The organism is Paraburkholderia sp. MPAMCS5, assembly GCF_036016995.1.
Taxonomy (GTDB): domain Bacteria; phylum Pseudomonadota; class Gammaproteobacteria; order Burkholderiales; family Burkholderiaceae; genus Paraburkholderia.
In genome coordinates, this window is sequence record NZ_JAYXBK010000008.1 from 226,590 (window position 1) to 242,550 (window position 15,961).

Genomic DNA, 15,961 nt, shown 5'->3' on the forward strand with positions numbered 1-15,961 from the left:
GCTGTAACGTTTAATTACACGATGATGAATATGCTTACATTTGGCAAGGTCTTACGGGCGGGAAGGTTTGCGTGTGACGCTGATTTTCGGTAGGGGCAGCGAAAGCGCGGCGCGCGCCAATGCGGCGCCGGCGAGGCCGCCTCCTTCATATGCGGCGGACGAGCGCGCGATACACGGCAAGCGGCTTTGAATCAGTGTCGCGCTTCGCCGGGCGCTGCGTCTTTACCCGCTGTGGGCGGAGTTTCGTCGTCGCTGCTGCGCGCCCAGAAGAACCGGTCCGGCATATACGCGCCCATGCCCGGGCGGAACGCGCTGCGCACTGCCTGATACAGATACTCCTGAGCCTCGCGCACCGCCTCGGCCGGTTCCTGGCCATTGGCGAGAAGCGCCGCGATCGCGGAGCCCAGCGTGTCGGTCAAGCCCATGATCCGGTTGCTGCCGCGATCCCACATGTCCTGGCGTAGCTGGCCGTCTTCGCTGAACAGGGTGTTGACGTGCCGATGCGTTCCGGTTTCCGTCGAAAGGATGTATTCGCAGCCTTGCGAGAGCAGATGCGAGATCGCGGCGTCGAGGCTCGGCGCTTCGGCGTCGCCGTCGGGTTGGGCGAGGGCGAGCAGCGTGGCAGAGTCGGCAACCAGCAACGTGGTTTGCGGCGCCAGCAGGTCGGCGATCGCTTCGCGGAGTTCGTCGGCGGCGAGCACGTGTTCGTCGTCGAGCGTGAAGTCGGGGGCGAGAATCAGCGGGACGTCGTCGTAATCGGCCACCACTTCGGCTATCGCGCTCACCACTTCCGCGCGCGTGCAGGCGCCGACCTTGAAGGCCGCGATCGGCATGTCTTCGAGCAGCATGCGCGCCTGGGTCGCCACGACTTCTGGATCGAGCCCGTTGACTTCGTCGCAGCTCGCCGAGTCGCGCACGGTGTAGCCCGTGAGCACGGATACGCCATGGCAGCCCATGCTGGCAAGGGTCATCAGGTCGGCTTGCAGGCCGGAGCCGCCGGTGGGATCGGAAAGGCCGAAGGTGAGGACGATCGGAGGCGTGTCGCTGGGCATGAAGTTTTACAAATGGGGCAGTTTTTTGGCGCGGGAAGTGCGCAATCGGCTCAATTATGCGGCCTAAACCGGTGCGAGGGCGTTTTTTTGCACAGGCGAAGCGGGTTGCGGCGCGTAGCGGCGAGCCGGGCGGCGGCGCGCTGCCCCACGAGGCGGGAAGTTATCCGGCCGGCATGGCAAAGGCCGTTGCGCGCGCGGGTTGCGGCTTTTGGATTGCTAGGCATTGGGGCGGCAACACGGTACCATCATGGCTCCCGTTTCCACGGACTTTACGACGCGACACAAGAATGGAATATCAAAGCTGGATGTGCCTGATTTGCGGCTGGATTTACGACGAAGAGGCCGGTTTGCCGGACGAAGGCATTGCGCCGGGCACGCGTTGGGAAGATGTTCCCATTAACTGGACATGCCCTGAATGCGGCGCGCGCAAGGAAGACTTCGAGATGGTTCAGATCTGAAGCCGGAAGACGGCCGGCGGCGTCCGGCCTTGCTGCGGCATCGGCCGGAACGTCTCCCGGAACGTCTCTGAGCGGGGTGTGTCGCAACAGCAGGTTGCATCGCGTGCCTGTCGTCAGGTCTGTCGTTTTGTATTTGTCATCGCGTATCTGTCACTGTGTTCGCCGGTCCGCGTGTTAGGCGCTCAGTCTGCGTGCGGCGTCCGACGGCGACCCGCCGACTTTCCGTCGCCAACTCATGACTCTTCGATCCGCAGCACCCGTTCCCTTCGACGCATTGCCCAATCCGCGCGGCGGCGCTGTTCGTCCGGCGGAGCTTGCGCTGGCCGAGACGCTGTTGTCGTTCGAGCAGCACACCGGCTGCACCACGGGGCTGGTGCGCGCGTCACATGCGTTGCGCAGCGCCGGCTGGCTGAGCGCCACGCGTTTCGCCGACGCGCTCGTGCGCCTGTCGCCGATGGCCACGGGCGATCCCGCGGAAGCCGAGAGCGTGCGGCCGGCGTTCGGCGCCGCGCTGCGCGACTTCCGGGCGGCGCTCGAACGTCACAATCTGCGCGAACTCGCCTGTTCGCCCGCGCTTTTCAATCATTACCGCGCGCTGAGCGTCGATCCGGGCGAGCCCGCGGCCGCCTCCCAGATTGCCTTTGAAGACCTCGCGCTGACCGCGCGCCCCATTCCGCCAGTTTCGTTCCACGCGCAGCCGGCCGACCAGCTGGCGCATCTGCGGGCGCGCTATGAGCGTGCGTTGCTGCCGGTGTTGCGCTCGCAGCCGGATACGCTCAGCGCAGCGGCGCGCGCGGCCACTCAAGCCGCGCTCGACGAACTCGACGCCGTCTTCACCGAACTCGCCGGCCCCGATCCCTACGATTTCTGGCGTCTCGCGAAGGCTTGCGCCCGAGCGTTGCGCGTCGGCGGACGCGCGGTCGGCGACACCGACGCGCGGCGCTTTTATGCGCGCTGCAATCTGGCGCTGGCGGAGCACGCGCGCGGCATCGAGCGCGCGCAGCGCTCGCTCGTGCGGGCCACGCTCGCGTTGCTGTGGCGCGACTACGCGCTCTTTGGGGCCGCCGCCGAAGACGCCGATCAGGTCGAGGTGCTGCACGACTATGGCTTGACCGTCGATTGGCATGTCGCGGGCACGCAGGCATCGGAAATGCTGTGGGAAGCGAGCGCAATCGAAGCGCAGTCGTTCAGCGCCCACACTTCGCTGACGCGCGATCTGGGCGTGTTGAGCGTCAACGCCCATGCGTATGAAGACTTCCTGCAGACAGCCGACGCGGCCATTTCCGCGCTCGCGGACCATGCGCGCGCGGCGGATCAGCCTGAGAAAGCCGATCCGGGCGAAGCGCTGCAAGCCGGTGACGCCGCATACCGGCTCGGGTCGGCGGCGTGCGCGCTCGGTCTGGGCCACGTCGCGTTGCTGGCGGATGCGCTGGGGCTCGCGTGGCGGCGCCGCGCGCATACGGCTGTCTCGACGCCCGCGGTGCGCGCGCATGTGATTGTCGACGCTCCGGCGGCAAGCGCGCTGGAAGCCGCCGCCGAGGCGTTGCGCGCGATGCTGCACAAAGTGGCGGCGGGCATGGCGCCACCGGCCAGCGGCGCGGCGTTGACCGCGCTTGCGCGTGCGATCGAGCAAGGCGGCGGGTAGGGCAGCGGGGCGGAGCATCAGGCAGAAAACTGGGGCGGGAAATCGGACAAGGTTATGCCGGCTCGCCACGGTGTTCGCCCGCACAGCCCTGCGCGCAAGCCCGAAAAGAACGTCCGAAGCGCACGCCAGGAAAACCGCGCACCGCGCCGCCACTCCGACTGCATTCAACCCCAACCCAACCCGCAATGGCCCAACCCGGCGGCACGTCGCACGCGTGCCGCGCGCCGCCGCCAACCTGCATCGTGACAAGGTCCGGCTGCGTGATAGAGTGCAACATGATTCGCCGTCGATGGCTCGCGGCACCTTCCACTATTGACGTCGCCGTTCCACGTTCAAAGCCCGCCATCCTGCATCGTCTTTGCTAAAATCCGAACTATGTCTAACAGTACCGATCGCATCAATCTGACCAACCAGTTCCTGATCGCCATGCCCAACATGGCCGATCCGACGTTTTCAGGAACTGTGGTCTACCTTTGCGATCACAGTGAGCGCGGCGCGCTCGGCCTCGTGATCAACAGGCCGACCGACATCGACTTGGAAGCGCTCTTCAATCGCATCGACCTCAAGCTCGAAATCGAGCCTCTCCTGCATGTTCCCGTGTATTTCGGCGGCCCGGTGCAAACCGAGCGCGGCTTCGTGCTGCACGATCCGAAAGACGGCAACACGTACACATCGTCCATGTCGGTGCCGGGCGGTCTCGAAATGACCACGTCGAAAGACGTGCTCGAGGCGGTCGCGAGCGGCACCGGTCCCGAACGTTTTCTGCTCACGCTCGGCCACGCCGGCTGGGGCGCGGGCCAGCTCGAAGAAGAGATCTCGAAGAACGGCTGGCTGACGGTCGAGGCCGACCCGAAAATCGTGTTCGACGTGCCCGCCGAAGACCGCTTGGAAGCCGCGCTCGCGCTGCTCGGCATTTCGCTGTCCATGCTGTCGGGTGAGGCCGGGCACGCATGAGGGGCGACGCATGAGCCTACCCGCCGGACGTGAGGCGACGCTGCTTGCGTTCGACTACGGTGAAAAACGCATCGGCGTCGCGGTCGGCAATTCGCTCACGAAAAGCGCGCGGCCGCTCGTCATCGTGCAGAATCGCAGCCGCGAATATCGCTTCATGGAGGTCGGCAAGCTGATCGCCGAATGGAAGCCGGACGCATTGATCGTCGGTTTGCCGATGCATCCCGACGGCACGCCGCATGAAATGACGCTGCTCGCCAAACGCTTCGGCAATCAGTTGAACGGCCGCTTCAATTTGCCCGTCACGTGGATCGACGAGCGCTATTCGTCGGTCGAGGCGGAGGCGGGAATCCGCGCGGGCAAAGGCAGTGCCGACATGCTCGACGCCGAAGCCGCCAGCATCATCCTTCAGCAATATCTAGACGGACTTTCCGACAATCATGAGTTCCATTGACGCCGAAGCGCTTTACCGCGCGCTGCTCGACCAGATTCGCGCCGCATATGGCGACAAGCTCGGTGCGGTGCAAGGGGCTGAGGGTGCCGAGGGCGCTGTGCTGGCCGGAATTCACAGCGGCGGCGCGTGGCTTGCCGAGCGGCTCGCACGCGACCTGAATCTGCCGAGTTTCGGCGTGGTGAATGTCGCGCTGCATCGCGACGATTATGCGAAAAAGGGTCTGCACTCGCAGGCGAGCCCCACCTCGTTGCCTTTTTCCGTCGACGGCCGCCGCATCGTGCTCGTCGACGATGTGCTGTACACCGGCCGCACGATTCGTGCGGCGCTCAATGAGCTGTACGACTATGGCCGTCCGGCGGCGGTCGAGCTGGCCGTGCTCGCCGACCGCGGCGGACGCGAATTGCCGGTGGCGGCGCGCTTCGTCGGCGGCGTGGTGGAGGTGCCCGCCGACGCCACGCTGGTGCTTGCGCGCGAAGCGGGAGTGAGCGCGAGCGCGGGCGGCGAAAACCAGCCGCGTTTCACTTTTCACACAGAAGCCTGCGTCGATTGAGCGCGGCATCGAGTGCGGGCGCGCGCGGACGGTATCGCGCCCGCCGCAACGCCACCGCAATCGCCGCAACCCGCCGCATGGGGCAGCGCGCAGACGAGGCGCCACGCATTTCCTGCACCGCCACACACACGTTGAAGTCCGTATTTGAAGCAGGTACACAATGAACACCGCCAACCAGGCCCCGCAGGATCAAGCCGATAGCGCCGCCGAGCGCTTCCGTTATGGCTTCCTGAAGGGCAACCCGCAGCTCACGAAAAACGGCGAGCTGAAACATCTGCTGTCGATCGAGGGTTTGCCCAAGACGATCGTCAATCACATTCTCGACACCGCGAGTCAGTTCGTCAGCGTGACGGATCGCGAGGTGAAGAAAGTGCCGCTGCTGCGCGGCAAGTCGGTGTTCAATCTGTTCTTCGAAAATTCGACGCGCACGCGCACCACCTTCGAGATCGCCGCCACGCGCCTGTCGGCGGACGTGCTGAATCTGAACATCAATGCGTCGTCCACGAGCAAGGGCGAATCGCTGCTCGACACGATCAACAATCTGTCGGCCATGCACGCCGACATGTTCGTCGTGCGTCATGCATCGAGCGGCGCGCCGTATCTGATCGCACAGCACTGCGCGCCGCACGTGCATGTGATCAACGCCGGCGACGGCCGTCATGCGCACCCCACGCAGGGCCTGCTCGACATGTACACGATCCGTCATTACAAGAAGGACTTCACGAATCTGCGCGTGGCGATTGTCGGCGACATTCTGCATTCGCGCGTCGCGCGTTCGGACATTCATGCGCTGACCACGCTCGGCGTGCCGGAAGTGCGCGCCATCGGGCCGCGCACGCTGTTGCCGGGCGGCCTCGAACAGATGGGCGTGCGCGTCTTTCACAATCTCGATGAAGGCCTGAAAGACGTCGACGTGATCATCATGCTGCGGTTGCAGAACGAGCGGATGAGCGGCGCGCTGTTGCCATCGGCGCAGGAATATTTCAAGAGCTGGGGCCTGACGCCGGAGCGGCTCGCGCTCGCCAGACCCGATGCCATCGTGATGCATCCGGGCCCGATGAACCGCGGCGTCGAAATCGATTCGCAAGTGGCCGACGGTCCGCAATCGGTGATCCTGAACCAGGTGACGTTCGGCATCGCGGTGCGCATGGCTGTGATGGGCATCGTCGCGGGCAATAACGACTGACTCCGCGAACGCAGACCATGCACACAACGCAGAACCCGGCCAATCCGGCTGAAACATTAAGGCAGCGCATGCAGATTCATATTCAAGGCGGCACGCTGATCGATCCGGCAGCGGGCACCGAACAGCAGCAGGACCTTTTCATCGCGGCGGGCGAGATCGTCGCGCTCGGCAACGCGCCCGCCGACTTCGAGGCGACGCACACCATCGACGCACGCGGCCTGCACATCGCGCCGGGTCTCGTCGATTTGTCCGCGCGCTTGCGCGAGCCGGGCTACGAGCACAAGGCCACGCTCGAATCGGAAATGTCCGCGGCGCTCGCGGGGGGCGTGACAAGTCTCGTGTGTCCGCCGGACACCGACCCGACGCTCGACGAGCCGGGCCTCGTCGAGATGCTCAAGTTCCGCGCGCGCAATCTCGATCAGGCGCATGTGTATCCGCTCGGCGCGTTGACGGTCGGTCTCAAGGGTCAGGTCATCACCGAAATGGTCGAGTTGACCGAGTCGGGCTGCATCGGCTTTTCGCAGGCCGACGCGCCGGTGGTCGACACGCAGGTGCTGATGCGCGCGCTGCAATACGCGAAAACGTACGGTTTCACCGTCTGGCTGCGTCCCGTCGATGCGTATCTCGGCAAGGGCGGCGTGGCCGCGAGCGGCGCGCTGGCGTCGCGGCTCGGTCTGTCGGGCGTGCCCGTCGCGGCGGAAACCATCGCGCTACATACCATCTTCGAACTCGTGCGCGTGACGGGCGCGCGGGTGCATCTGTCGCATGTGTCGTCGGCGGCGGGGATTGCGCTCGTGCGTGCCGCAAAGGCCGAGGGCTTGCCGGTTTCGTGCGACGTCACAGTGAATCATGTGCATCTGATCGATCTGGACATCGGCTACTTCGACGCGCAATTCCGTCTCGATCCGCCGCTGCGTCAACAGCGCGATCGCGAGGCGATTCGCGCGGGTCTCGTCGACGGCACGATCGACGCGATCTGTTCAGACCACACGCCTGTCGACGACGACGAAAAACTGCTGCCGTTTGCCGAAGCCACGCCGGGCGCAACCGGCCTCGAACTGTTCCTGTCGCTGACGGTGAAATGGGCCGACGAAGCCGGCGTGCCGCTCGCCAAGGCGCTCAACCGCATCACGGCCGCGCCGGCCGACGTGCTGAATCTGCAATCGGCCGGCCGCGTCGCGGTGGGCAGCGTGGCGGACCTGTGCGTGTTCGACCGGCGCGCGCATTGGCGCGTCGAGCCGCGCGCGCTGAAAAGCCAGGGGCACAACACGCCGTTCCTCGGTTACGAACTGCCGGCGCGGGTGCGCGCGACGATCGTGTCGGGCCGCGTCGCGTTCGAGCAGCGCTGATTCCGGTGCATTGTCTGGCACATTGACCTCGCATCGACCCGCTCAGGGAAAGCTCCGACCATGAAGCTCGCGTTACGCAAGGCCCGTCTCATCGCGCACCTGCTGCACGGCATGTGGATCGTCGCAACGCGCTTTCCGAACGCCGGCGCCGAGAAGCGTCACGCGCTCAATCGCGCGTGGTCGCTGAAAATGCTGCGCCTGTGCGGCATGCGCCTTGTCGTGCATAACGACGACGCGCGGCTCGACCGTGGCGCGCTGGTGGTGGCCAATCACATCTCGTGGATCGACATCTACGTGATCAATGCGTGGCGGCCCACGCCGTTCGTGTCGAAGGCGGAGATCCGCCAGTGGCCGGTGGTCGGCTGGCTCGCGCAGCAACTGGATACGGTGTTCATCCAGCGCGAGAAACGCAGCGACGCGAAGCGGATCATGCATGAACTGTCCGACCGGCTGGGCGCGGGCGAACTGATGTGCGTGTTCCCGGAAGGCACCACGTCGAATGGTCTCGCGCTGCTGCCGTTTCACGCGAACATGTTTCAGGCGGCGGTGTCGGCCTCGGCGGCGGTGCAGCCGCTTTGCATCATGTATGAAGACGCGCGCGGCCGGCAATCCACCGCGCCCGCGTATATCGACGATCTGTCGCTCGCCGATTCGCTGAATCTGCTGCTGCGCGGCGGGCCGTTGACCGCGCACGTGTACGTGTGCGCGCCACTCGCGCCGGGCGCGGATCGCCGCACGTTGGCGGCGGAGGCGCAAGCGGTGATCGAGTCCGCATTGCGGCAGATGCAGCGCGGCACCGCAAAAAGCGGCGCGTTGGTGACAGAGGCGGCGGAATCGGCGAAATCGCCCGCGGCCAGTGAAACGCTGATCGAGCCGGTTGATCAGCCAGGGCGCTCGCCGAGCGTCTGAGCGGTTTTTGCGCGTTTTTGCTCAGTATTTGCGTGGCCTCAATTGCCACCGCTCGCGCGGCAGTTTTCGCATTCCACTTGAGTCAGCGTGCGCTCCGAGGGATTTTGCGCAAGCCGCACCGCGGACAATTTCGCACCCCACACGCAGCCCGAGTCGAGTCCGATCAGGTTGTCGCGCAACAGCAAGCCTAGCGCGGCCCAATGGCCGAACACCACGGTCACGTCTGCCGTCTTGCGCGACGGCGCGTCGAACCACGCCATGGAGCCCGGTGGCGCGGCGTTCAGGCCTCCGCTGCTGCTGAAGTCCATCACGCCTTCGGCATTGCAGAAGCGCATGCGCGTCAACGCGCTGCACGTTACGCGCAGCCGCTCGATGCCCTTCAGGTTCGGGCTCCAGACATTCGGCTCATTGCCGTACAAACCCGCGAGCGTTTCCTTCCAGTTCGGTCCGCGCAGGGCGCGCTGCAACTCGTCGGCGAGTTCGAGTGTGATCGCGACGTCCCATTGCGGCACCACGCCCGCATGCACCATCAGCATGCCGTTCTCGTAGTGCGCGATGGGGCGGTGGCGGACCCATTCGAGCAGGTCGGCGGCGTCGGGCGCGGCGAGAATGTCGTCGATCGTGTCGCCTTTTTTCGACTTGCGAATGCCCGCCGACACCGACAGCAGATGCAGATCGTGATTGCCCAGCACCGGCACCGCGAGATCGCCCATCGCGATGATGTCGCGCAGCGTGGCGAGCGATTCCGCGCCGCGGTTGATCAGGTCGCCGGCGAACCACAGCGGCGTGCCCACCGGCGGCGCGGCTTTGGCGAGCAATCGCTGGAAAGGCGTGCGGCAGCCTTGCAGATCGCCGAAAGCAAGCGGAATGGGATGCTGCGGCGAGGCGGATGAAGGCGCGGTGGACGGTGTCATCGGGAAATGGGTGCGGTTCGAGCACGCGGTGACGCACGAGGCGTGCCGCGTGTGGGCGGTGCAGCAAACGAGCGTGACATAATAGCCCGTTTGATGTGCGGGCGTTCTGCATACACTTGCTTTAAGGCGCCGACGCGAAGTTTTCCCACGCCGAACGTCACAAACCCAAGATTTTAGGTTTTGTTCTTAGCCGCTTTATAATCTTGGGTTCAAAAGGTTGGTGTCTGCGCGTCGAGCGTAAGTGCACGGGGTTGCAGGCCGAAGAAGCTGCCCCACAACGCGGGGGCGAGCAGTTCGGCGAACCAATGCCGGGCGGCCGCCAATATCTAGAAGGGAATTTATGATCCTGGTTACGGGCGGTGCCGGCTTTATCGGTGCCAATTTCGTGCTCGACTGGCTGAATACGTCGGACGAAGCGGTGCTGAATATTGACAAGCTGACCTACGCCGGCAATCTCGGCACGCTCAAGTCGCAACAGGGCAACCCGAAACATGTTTTCGCGCGCGCGGACATCTGCGATCGCGCCGCCATGGACGCCCTCTTCGCCGAGCACAAGCCGCGCGCCGTGCTGCACTTCGCCGCCGAAAGCCACGTAGACCGCTCGATCCACGGCCCGGCCGATTTCGTGCGGACCAACGTGGTCGGCACCTTCACGCTGCTCGAAGCCGCGCGAAGCTACTGGAACACGCTCGGCGAGGCCGACAAGGCCGACTTCCGCTTCCTGCACGTCTCGACAGACGAAGTGTTCGGCTCCCTGTCCGCAACCGATCCGCAATTCTCCGAAACCACGCCGTACGCGCCGAATAGCCCTTACTCGGCGACCAAGGCGGGTTCGGACCATCTGGTGCGCGCCTACCATCACACGTATGGCCTGCCGGTGCTGACCACGAACTGCTCGAACAACTACGGCCCGTACCAGTTCCCCGAAAAACTTATCCCGCTGATGCTCTCCAACGCGCTCGGCGGCAAGCCGCTGCCAGTGTACGGCGACGGTCAGAACGTGCGCGACTGGCTGTATGTGGGCGACCATTGCAGCGCGATTCGCGAAGTGCTTGCGCGCGGCACGCCGGGCGCGACGTACAACGTCGGCGGCTGGAACGAGAAAAAGAATCTCGAAGTCGTGCACACGCTGTGCGATCTGCTCGATCAGTTGCGTCCGAAAGCGGGCGCCTCGTACCGCGATCAGATCACGTATGTGAAGGACCGTCCGGGTCACGACCGCCGCTACGCGATCGACGCGCGCAAACTCGAGCGCGAACTCGGCTGGAAGCCCGCTGAAACCTTCGAAACGGGTCTGGCCAAGACGGTGCAGTGGTATCTGGACAATCAGGCATGGTCTGACGAAGTGGCTTCCGGCGACTACCGGAAGTGGGTTGAGACCAACTACGCGCAGCGCGCGTAAAGGCACGGCCATGGCGCGCAAAGGCATTATTCTCGCAGGCGGATCGGGCACGCGGCTCTATCCGATCACGCACGTCGTCTCCAAGCAGCTTCTGCCGGTGTACGACAAGCCAATGATTTATTATCCGCTTACTACGCTGATGCTGGCAGGCATTCGCGATGTGCTCATCATTTCTACGCCAGCCGATACTCCGCGATTCGAGTCAATGCTAGGGGATGGTTCTCAGTGGGGTGTCAATCTGCAATACGCAATCCAGCCCACGCCCGATGGTCTCGCACAGGCGTTTGTCATCGGAAGGGATTTCATCGGCAACGACGATTGCGCGTTAATTTTGGGCGACAATATTTTCTATGGGCACGATTTGGCCCGTCAGCTCCACGCCGCGAGTGCAAACAACGATGGTGCGACGGTTTTTGCCTATCATGTTAACGACCCTGAACGATATGGAGTCGTCGAATTTGATGGGCAATTCCGCGCGATTTCCATTGCAGAGAAGCCAGCGCACCCCAAATCGAACTATGCAGTTACGGGTCTGTACTTTTACGACAACGATGTTTGCGCAATTGCTGCCGGTATTAGGCCGTCTTCGCGTGGCGAGCTGGAGATAACAGACATCAATTCAAGCTACTTGAGCGCCGGCAAGCTGCGAATTGAAATCATGGGGCGCGGCTATGCATGGCTCGACACGGGAACACACGATTCGCTGATCGAGGCAGCCACATTCATTGCGACTTTGCAGAAGCGTCAAGGTCTAGTCGTGGCCTGTCCAGAAGAGATCGCGTTTCGCAATGCGTGGATATCGGCCGATGACATTGAAAAGCTCGCGGCGCCGCTGGCAAAAAATGCCTACGGCAAGTACCTTCTGAGATTGTTGACCGAGTCGCCCGCATGAAAATTTCCGTCATAGCAACCTCCCTGCCGGAAGTCAAAATCATCGAACCAAAAGTCTTCGGGGATGAAAGAGGTTTTTTTTTCGAAAGCTTCAACGAACATGAGTTTCATGAGGCGATCGACAGACGGGTGACGTTCGTGCAGGACAACCATTCCCGCTCCGCAAGAAACGTTCTGCGAGGCTTGCATTATCAGACGGAGCATGCGCAGGGAAAGCTTGTGCGGGTGGTCTCGGGCGAGGTATTGGACGTTGCCGTGGACATGCGCAGATCCTCGCCCGATTTCGGCAAATGGACCGCTCACGTCCTGAGCTCAGACAACCGGCGCCAGCTTTGGATTCCCCCGGGATTTGCGCACGGCTTCTGCGTCTTGTCCGATTCAGCCGACTTCCTCTACAAGACCACGGACTACTGGTTCGCGAAACATGAACGCTGCGTCTTATGGAATGATCCCGATCTCGCGATCGACTGGCGGTTAAAGGACGAGCCAATTCTTGCAACGAAAGACGCGGCAGGCACGCGCTTTTGCTTCGCAGAGACCTATGCGTGACCCTAGGCGGAGCTTGCACACAAGTGCTTATTCGTGTTGTTGGACTGATTTGGAATTCCGTTGGACTGTAAGACCGTTTTGAGGGGAGGGCTTTGCGGGCGCCTCCATAATCTCAATTCCACGTCCTGCCTCATTGGGGTGAAAAAGTTGCAAGGAAGGAATTCAGTATTTTATATGTCAAAGCCTAGGGAACATGTTGTTCTAGTCACTGGCGTGACCGGGCAGGTTGGCGCCGAGCTGCTGACGTGCCTAGATCCAGCGTGGCGCGTCGTGGCGGTCGACCGTAACAGGCTCGATCTCTCAAATCTGGGCCAGATTCGACGTCTCGTTGCTGACGTGCGTCCGTCCATAATCGTGAACGCCGCTGCATATACTGCGGTCGACAAGGCAGAGAGCGACGCGCAGGCCGCAATGCTAATCAACGGCGAGGCGCCGGGTGTTTTGGCGGATGAGGCTCGAAAGATCGGCGCGTTGCTGGTGCACTATTCCACGGACTATGTTTTCGACGGTACAAAAGAGGGTGCCTACGTGGAAACGGACGAGCCGAATCCGCTGAATGAGTACGGCGCGACGAAGCTAGCGGGCGAGCGCGCAATCGAACAGGCAGCGGGCGCGTGGGTGGTCTTGCGAACCAGTTGGGTCTACGGGGCGCACGGAAGGAATTTTCTACTGACGATGCTGCGGCTCGCAAAGCAGAAGCAGGACCTGCCGATCGTGGCGGACCAGTTCGGTGCGCCTACCTGGGCGAGGACGATTGCAGAAATGACTGTGCGCATGCTCAGTGGAGCGCCCAGTGACGCGTGGGTTGCCCGAAGTGGTATTTATCACTTGACAGCGACCGGATCTACTAGTTGGGCCGGTTTTGCGACCGCGATTTTCAATCAAGCTGGGCTGACGCGCCCACCTAGGGTGACACCGATCAGCGCAAGCATGTATCCGACGCCGGCACGGCGACCTCGCAACTCACGGCTGTCATGTGAGAAGCTGGGTGCAACGTTCGGGCTTTGGGCGCCACAATGGGACGATGAGGTGACGCGCTGCCTGCTGCAGTTGCGGAGTGCGCGCGAGGGCGGTTCATTAACGCGCGGCTGAGTATGTCTTGCCGCATACGGTCCGATGGGTCGTGCACACCGGCGCGTTTTTATGACTATGTTTAGCTGACGAATGTGACAACGAGGTCGGCTATAATTCGTGATGTTTTCGTATCGTTCGCCCGAACGCAGGATCGCGTGAAAGGTTTTCTCCAGGAGAAGGAATTGACGAGCGCAGTAGTAACTGGCATCACCGGACAGGACGGTGCGTATCTTACTCAATTGCTGCTTGAGCGCGGCTACCAAGTCTATGGGACGTATAGACGTACGAGTTCTGTCAACTTCTGGCGTCTCTCAGAAGTAGGGGTGCTCGCTCATCCGAATCTTCATTTAGTCGAGCACGATCTGACCGATTTGGGTGCAACCATTCGTCTGCTCGAGATGGCGAAGCCGCGCGAGGTATACAACCTAGCAGCCCAGAGTTTCGTGGGCGTTTCATTCGAACAGCCCGCCACAACCGCGGAAATCACAGGGGTTGGGGCGTTGAACGTTCTCGAGGCTATTCGCATCCTCGATCGTTCGATCCGCTATTACCAAGCGTCGACCTCCGAAATGTTCGGCAAGGTGCAAGCTATTCCGCAGAGGGAAGACACGCCGTTCTATCCGCGCAGTCCTTATGGCGTCGCAAAGCTCTACGCGCATTGGATTACAATCAATTACCGAGAATCGTACAATATCTTTGGTTCGAGCGGCATTCTGTTTAACCACGAATCGCCACTGCGGGGTCGCGAATTCGTTACCCGTAAGATTACCGATTCCGTCGCGAAGATTTCGCTTGGTAGTCTCGACGTGCTTGAGCTGGGTAACTTGGATGCCAAGCGCGACTGGGGCTTCGCTAAGGAATACGTCGAGGGTATGTATCGCATGCTGCAGGCTGACGAGCCTGATACCTTTGTGCTTGCTACAAACCGTACGGAAACGGTGCGCGATTTCGTATCTATGGCGTTTGCCGCGGTCGGAACGCACGTCGAATGGCGCGGGGAGGCTGAGCAGGAACAGGGGCTGGACGCATCGAACGGCAAGGTGCTCGTACGTGTGAATCCGAGATTTCACCGTCCCGCAGAAGTGGATCTACTCGTCGGCGACGCAACCAAGGCAAAAGAAAAACTTGGCTGGGTGCCGAAGACTAGCCTCGAAGAGCTTTGCAAGCTAATGGTCGAGTCCGATTTAAGTCGCAATGAGCGTGGCTTTTCTTTCTAACTTACAGATGCGTCGCGTCTTGATTACCGGTGCTCACGGCTTCACGGGTGGGTACATTCGGGACGACCTGATAGCTGCGGGCTATTGGGTCGCCGGGACATGCTGCAATTCGCCGAAGGGTGGCGAACTGCGGCTGGACATTACGTCGCTGACGGACTGTCGCCAAGTGATCGAGGCGGTGCGGCCCGACTTTATCATCCACCTAGCGGCGATCAGTTTCGTGGCTCATGACGTCCCGCTGGACATGTATCATGTTAACGTGCTCGGCACGTTGAATCTGTTGCAGGCATGCGCGGACATTGGCCATCAACCGGACAAAATTCTTGTCGTTAGTAGCGCAAACGTGTACGGCAATGCGGGTGGCATCATCGACGAAAAGGTCAGGCCTGAGCCGGTCAATCACTATGGCGCAAGCAAGCTAGCGATGGAAAACCTCGTCAAGACATGGTTCGACAGGCTGCCGATCGTCGTAGTACGTCCTTTTAATTACACAGGGCGCGGCCAGGCTCCTCGTTTCCTGATTCCAAAAATTGTGTCGCATTTCGTTGATCGGCGGCCAGTGATCGAACTTGGCAACCTAGATGTAGCACGCGACTTCTCTGATGTACGAACGGTCGCAAAGATATACCGTGCACTTCTCGTTTCTGATGCTGTATCGGATATTGTAAATGTGTGCAGCGGGCGTCCATATACTCTTCAAGAGGTGATCGATATGGTTCGTGACGCCTCCGGTCATCAACTCGAAGTGCGCGTGAATCCCGCCTTCGTTCGCGAGAACGAGGTCAAAATGCTGGTAGGTTCGCCAGAAAAATTGCGGCGACTTGCGCCCGAAGTCGGCGCCATTGATTTCTTGGACACCATTCGGTGGATGGTTGGCTGCTAGCGGCAACTCGACTGCGCTGAGCCTTCTTTGTCGTCAAGCTGGTGCGTATGGTTTCGCCCCATTCTGATCAATCCGTTGTTTTCGTGCAATGTACCGATCTTGGGTCCTGACTCAACAGATGCATCTCAAGAGGTCCGGCAGGGATTGATGCCGCGACGTCTAGGCTATAATTGACGCCATTTTCACTTAGTCCCACTTAAAAAGCCGGCTGTGCGTTGCTATGGGTCTACCAGACCAGCGCCGGCCATTAAGCGAGCGCAGATCCAACCATGCTCCGCAGTGATGGTGCACTTCACAAAGGTTACAATGTCGCGCATTCGTTCGTCGCGGCGGCTGTCGGGAGTGTGGCTGGTGAGCTTGCGTTTGCTTGTCGTATGAGGTGTGCTGCGGCATGTTTCAATCGCTGTCACATTCATTCGGGACTGCATGTACATGCAGTCGTACACTAGACGCATGACGGTACGGCAGTGCGTAGAA

General features: G+C 61.8%; 16 protein-coding genes. 14 read left to right on the top strand and 2 right to left on the bottom strand.

The genetic code is table 11. From position 1 onward, the window contains the following. Positions 1-191: 191 nt before the first annotated feature. Positions 192-1,052, bottom strand: coding sequence for a hydroxymethylpyrimidine/phosphomethylpyrimidine kinase (locus tag VOM14_RS20120; RefSeq protein WP_327630488.1), 861 nt, complete (start codon positions 1,050-1,052; stop codon positions 192-194). A gap of 287 nt (positions 1,053-1,339) precedes the next feature. Here VOM14_RS20120 and VOM14_RS20125 point away from each other — a divergent pair, with 287 nt between their 5' ends. The 8 genes from VOM14_RS20125 (at position 1,340) to VOM14_RS20160 (ending at position 8,554) form a co-directional block, all read left to right on the top strand. Beyond that, positions 1,340-1,510 carry a rubredoxin gene (locus tag VOM14_RS20125; protein WP_006047743.1) on the top strand — a complete coding sequence of 57 codons (171 nt, stop codon included), beginning with the start codon at positions 1,340-1,342 and terminating at the stop codon, positions 1,508-1,510. A 235-nt stretch (positions 1,511-1,745) separates the two neighbouring features. Next, positions 1,746-3,155, top strand: a complete 1,410-nt coding sequence (locus tag VOM14_RS20130) for a hypothetical protein (RefSeq protein WP_327630489.1) — start codon at positions 1,746-1,748, stop codon at positions 3,153-3,155. A gap of 375 nt (positions 3,156-3,530) precedes the next feature. After that, positions 3,531-4,109 (top strand): YqgE/AlgH family protein, encoded by a 579-nt coding sequence (locus VOM14_RS20135; RefSeq protein WP_327630490.1) that lies wholly within the window; start codon positions 3,531-3,533, stop codon positions 4,107-4,109. Between the two features lie 10 nt (positions 4,110-4,119). Further along, entirely contained in the window at positions 4,120-4,560 is a 441-nt protein-coding gene (ruvX, locus tag VOM14_RS20140; RefSeq protein ID WP_327630491.1) for a Holliday junction resolvase RuvX, read from the top strand. Continuing rightward, the gene (pyrR, locus tag VOM14_RS20145; protein ID WP_327630492.1) at positions 4,547-5,110 is read left to right on the top strand and encodes a bifunctional pyr operon transcriptional regulator/uracil phosphoribosyltransferase PyrR; all 564 of its coding nucleotides are present in this window, start codon (positions 4,547-4,549) and stop codon (positions 5,108-5,110) included. The genes ruvX and pyrR overlap by 14 nt, the downstream gene beginning before the upstream one ends. Positions 5,111-5,270: 160 nt before the next feature. Beyond that, positions 5,271-6,296 (top strand): aspartate carbamoyltransferase catalytic subunit, encoded by a 1,026-nt coding sequence (locus VOM14_RS20150; RefSeq protein ID WP_327630493.1) that lies wholly within the window; start codon positions 5,271-5,273, stop codon positions 6,294-6,296. 68 nt (positions 6,297-6,364) lie between these two features. Beyond that, complete coding sequence (locus VOM14_RS20155; protein ID WP_327630540.1) at positions 6,365-7,645, top strand: dihydroorotase; 1,281 nt, start codon at positions 6,365-6,367, stop codon at positions 7,643-7,645. 60 nt (positions 7,646-7,705) lie between these two features. Next, a complete protein-coding gene (locus VOM14_RS20160; RefSeq protein ID WP_327630494.1) occupies positions 7,706-8,554 on the top strand; it encodes a lysophospholipid acyltransferase family protein in 849 nt (282 codons plus the stop codon). Between the two features lie 38 nt (positions 8,555-8,592). Here VOM14_RS20160 and VOM14_RS20165 read toward each other — a convergent pair whose 3' ends face one another. After that, positions 8,593-9,468 carry a symmetrical bis(5'-nucleosyl)-tetraphosphatase gene (locus VOM14_RS20165; protein WP_327630495.1) on the bottom strand — a complete coding sequence of 292 codons (876 nt, stop codon included), beginning with the start codon at positions 9,466-9,468 and terminating at the stop codon, positions 8,593-8,595. Between the two features lie 340 nt (positions 9,469-9,808). Between VOM14_RS20165 and rfbB the strand changes: the two genes are divergently transcribed. The 6 genes from rfbB to VOM14_RS20195 all read left to right on the top strand — a co-directional run bounded on the left by rfbB (position 9,809) and on the right by VOM14_RS20195 (position 15,484). Further along, the gene (gene rfbB, locus VOM14_RS20170; protein ID WP_327630496.1) at positions 9,809-10,870 is read left to right on the top strand and encodes a dTDP-glucose 4,6-dehydratase; all 1,062 of its coding nucleotides are present in this window, start codon (positions 9,809-9,811) and stop codon (positions 10,868-10,870) included. A gap of 10 nt (positions 10,871-10,880) precedes the next feature. Next, complete coding sequence (gene rfbA / locus VOM14_RS20175; protein WP_327630497.1) at positions 10,881-11,762, top strand: glucose-1-phosphate thymidylyltransferase RfbA; 882 nt, start codon at positions 10,881-10,883, stop codon at positions 11,760-11,762. Then, positions 11,759-12,310: a dTDP-4-dehydrorhamnose 3,5-epimerase gene (rfbC, locus tag VOM14_RS20180; RefSeq protein ID WP_327630498.1), complete on the top strand. Its 552-nt coding sequence runs from the start codon at positions 11,759-11,761 to the stop codon at positions 12,308-12,310. Before rfbA ends, rfbC begins: the two co-directional genes overlap by 4 nt. A 174-nt stretch (positions 12,311-12,484) precedes the next feature. After that, a complete protein-coding gene (gene rfbD / locus VOM14_RS20185; RefSeq protein ID WP_327630499.1) occupies positions 12,485-13,402 on the top strand; it encodes a dTDP-4-dehydrorhamnose reductase in 918 nt (305 codons plus the stop codon). A gap of 164 nt (positions 13,403-13,566) precedes the next feature. After that, entirely contained in the window at positions 13,567-14,601 is a 1,035-nt protein-coding gene (gene gmd, locus VOM14_RS20190; RefSeq protein WP_327630541.1) for a GDP-mannose 4,6-dehydratase, read from the top strand. Continuing rightward, positions 14,579-15,484 carry a GDP-mannose 4,6-dehydratase gene (locus tag VOM14_RS20195; RefSeq protein WP_327630500.1) on the top strand — a complete coding sequence of 302 codons (906 nt, stop codon included), beginning with the start codon at positions 14,579-14,581 and terminating at the stop codon, positions 15,482-15,484. Before gmd ends, VOM14_RS20195 begins: the two co-directional genes overlap by 23 nt. The last annotated feature ends 477 nt before the right edge of the window (positions 15,485-15,961 follow it).

What these genes read in the sequence shown, in the direction of transcription:
- VOM14_RS20125 (WP_006047743.1), top strand. Translation starts at nt 1,340, where the DNA reads ATGGAATATCAAAGCTGGATGTGCCTGATTTGCGGCTGGATTTACGAC.
- VOM14_RS20155 (WP_327630540.1), top strand. Translation starts at nt 6,365, where the DNA reads ATGCAGATTCATATTCAAGGCGGCACGCTGATCGATCCGGCAGCGGGC.
- rfbB (WP_327630496.1), top strand. Translation starts at nt 9,809, where the DNA reads ATGATCCTGGTTACGGGCGGTGCCGGCTTTATCGGTGCCAATTTCGTG.
- rfbD (WP_327630499.1), top strand. Translation starts at nt 12,485, where the DNA reads ATGTCAAAGCCTAGGGAACATGTTGTTCTAGTCACTGGCGTGACCGGG.
- VOM14_RS20195 (WP_327630500.1), top strand. Translation starts at nt 14,579, where the DNA reads ATGAGCGTGGCTTTTCTTTCTAACTTACAGATGCGTCGCGTCTTGATT.
- rfbA (WP_327630497.1), top strand. Translation starts at nt 10,881, where the DNA reads ATGGCGCGCAAAGGCATTATTCTCGCAGGCGGATCGGGCACGCGGCTC.
- VOM14_RS20135 (WP_327630490.1), top strand. Translation starts at nt 3,531, where the DNA reads ATGTCTAACAGTACCGATCGCATCAATCTGACCAACCAGTTCCTGATC.
- pyrR (WP_327630492.1), top strand. Translation starts at nt 4,547, where the DNA reads ATGAGTTCCATTGACGCCGAAGCGCTTTACCGCGCGCTGCTCGACCAG.
- VOM14_RS20150 (WP_327630493.1), top strand. Translation starts at nt 5,271, where the DNA reads ATGAACACCGCCAACCAGGCCCCGCAGGATCAAGCCGATAGCGCCGCC.
- VOM14_RS20160 (WP_327630494.1), top strand. Translation starts at nt 7,706, where the DNA reads ATGAAGCTCGCGTTACGCAAGGCCCGTCTCATCGCGCACCTGCTGCAC.
- VOM14_RS20120 (WP_327630488.1), bottom strand. Translation starts at nt 1,052, where the DNA reads ATGCCCAGCGACACGCCTCCGATCGTCCTCACCTTCGGCCTTTCCGAT.
- rfbC (WP_327630498.1), top strand. Translation starts at nt 11,759, where the DNA reads ATGAAAATTTCCGTCATAGCAACCTCCCTGCCGGAAGTCAAAATCATC.
- VOM14_RS20130 (WP_327630489.1), top strand. Translation starts at nt 1,746, where the DNA reads ATGACTCTTCGATCCGCAGCACCCGTTCCCTTCGACGCATTGCCCAAT.
- ruvX (WP_327630491.1), top strand. Translation starts at nt 4,120, where the DNA reads ATGAGCCTACCCGCCGGACGTGAGGCGACGCTGCTTGCGTTCGACTAC.
- VOM14_RS20165 (WP_327630495.1), bottom strand. Translation starts at nt 9,468, where the DNA reads ATGACACCGTCCACCGCGCCTTCATCCGCCTCGCCGCAGCATCCCATT.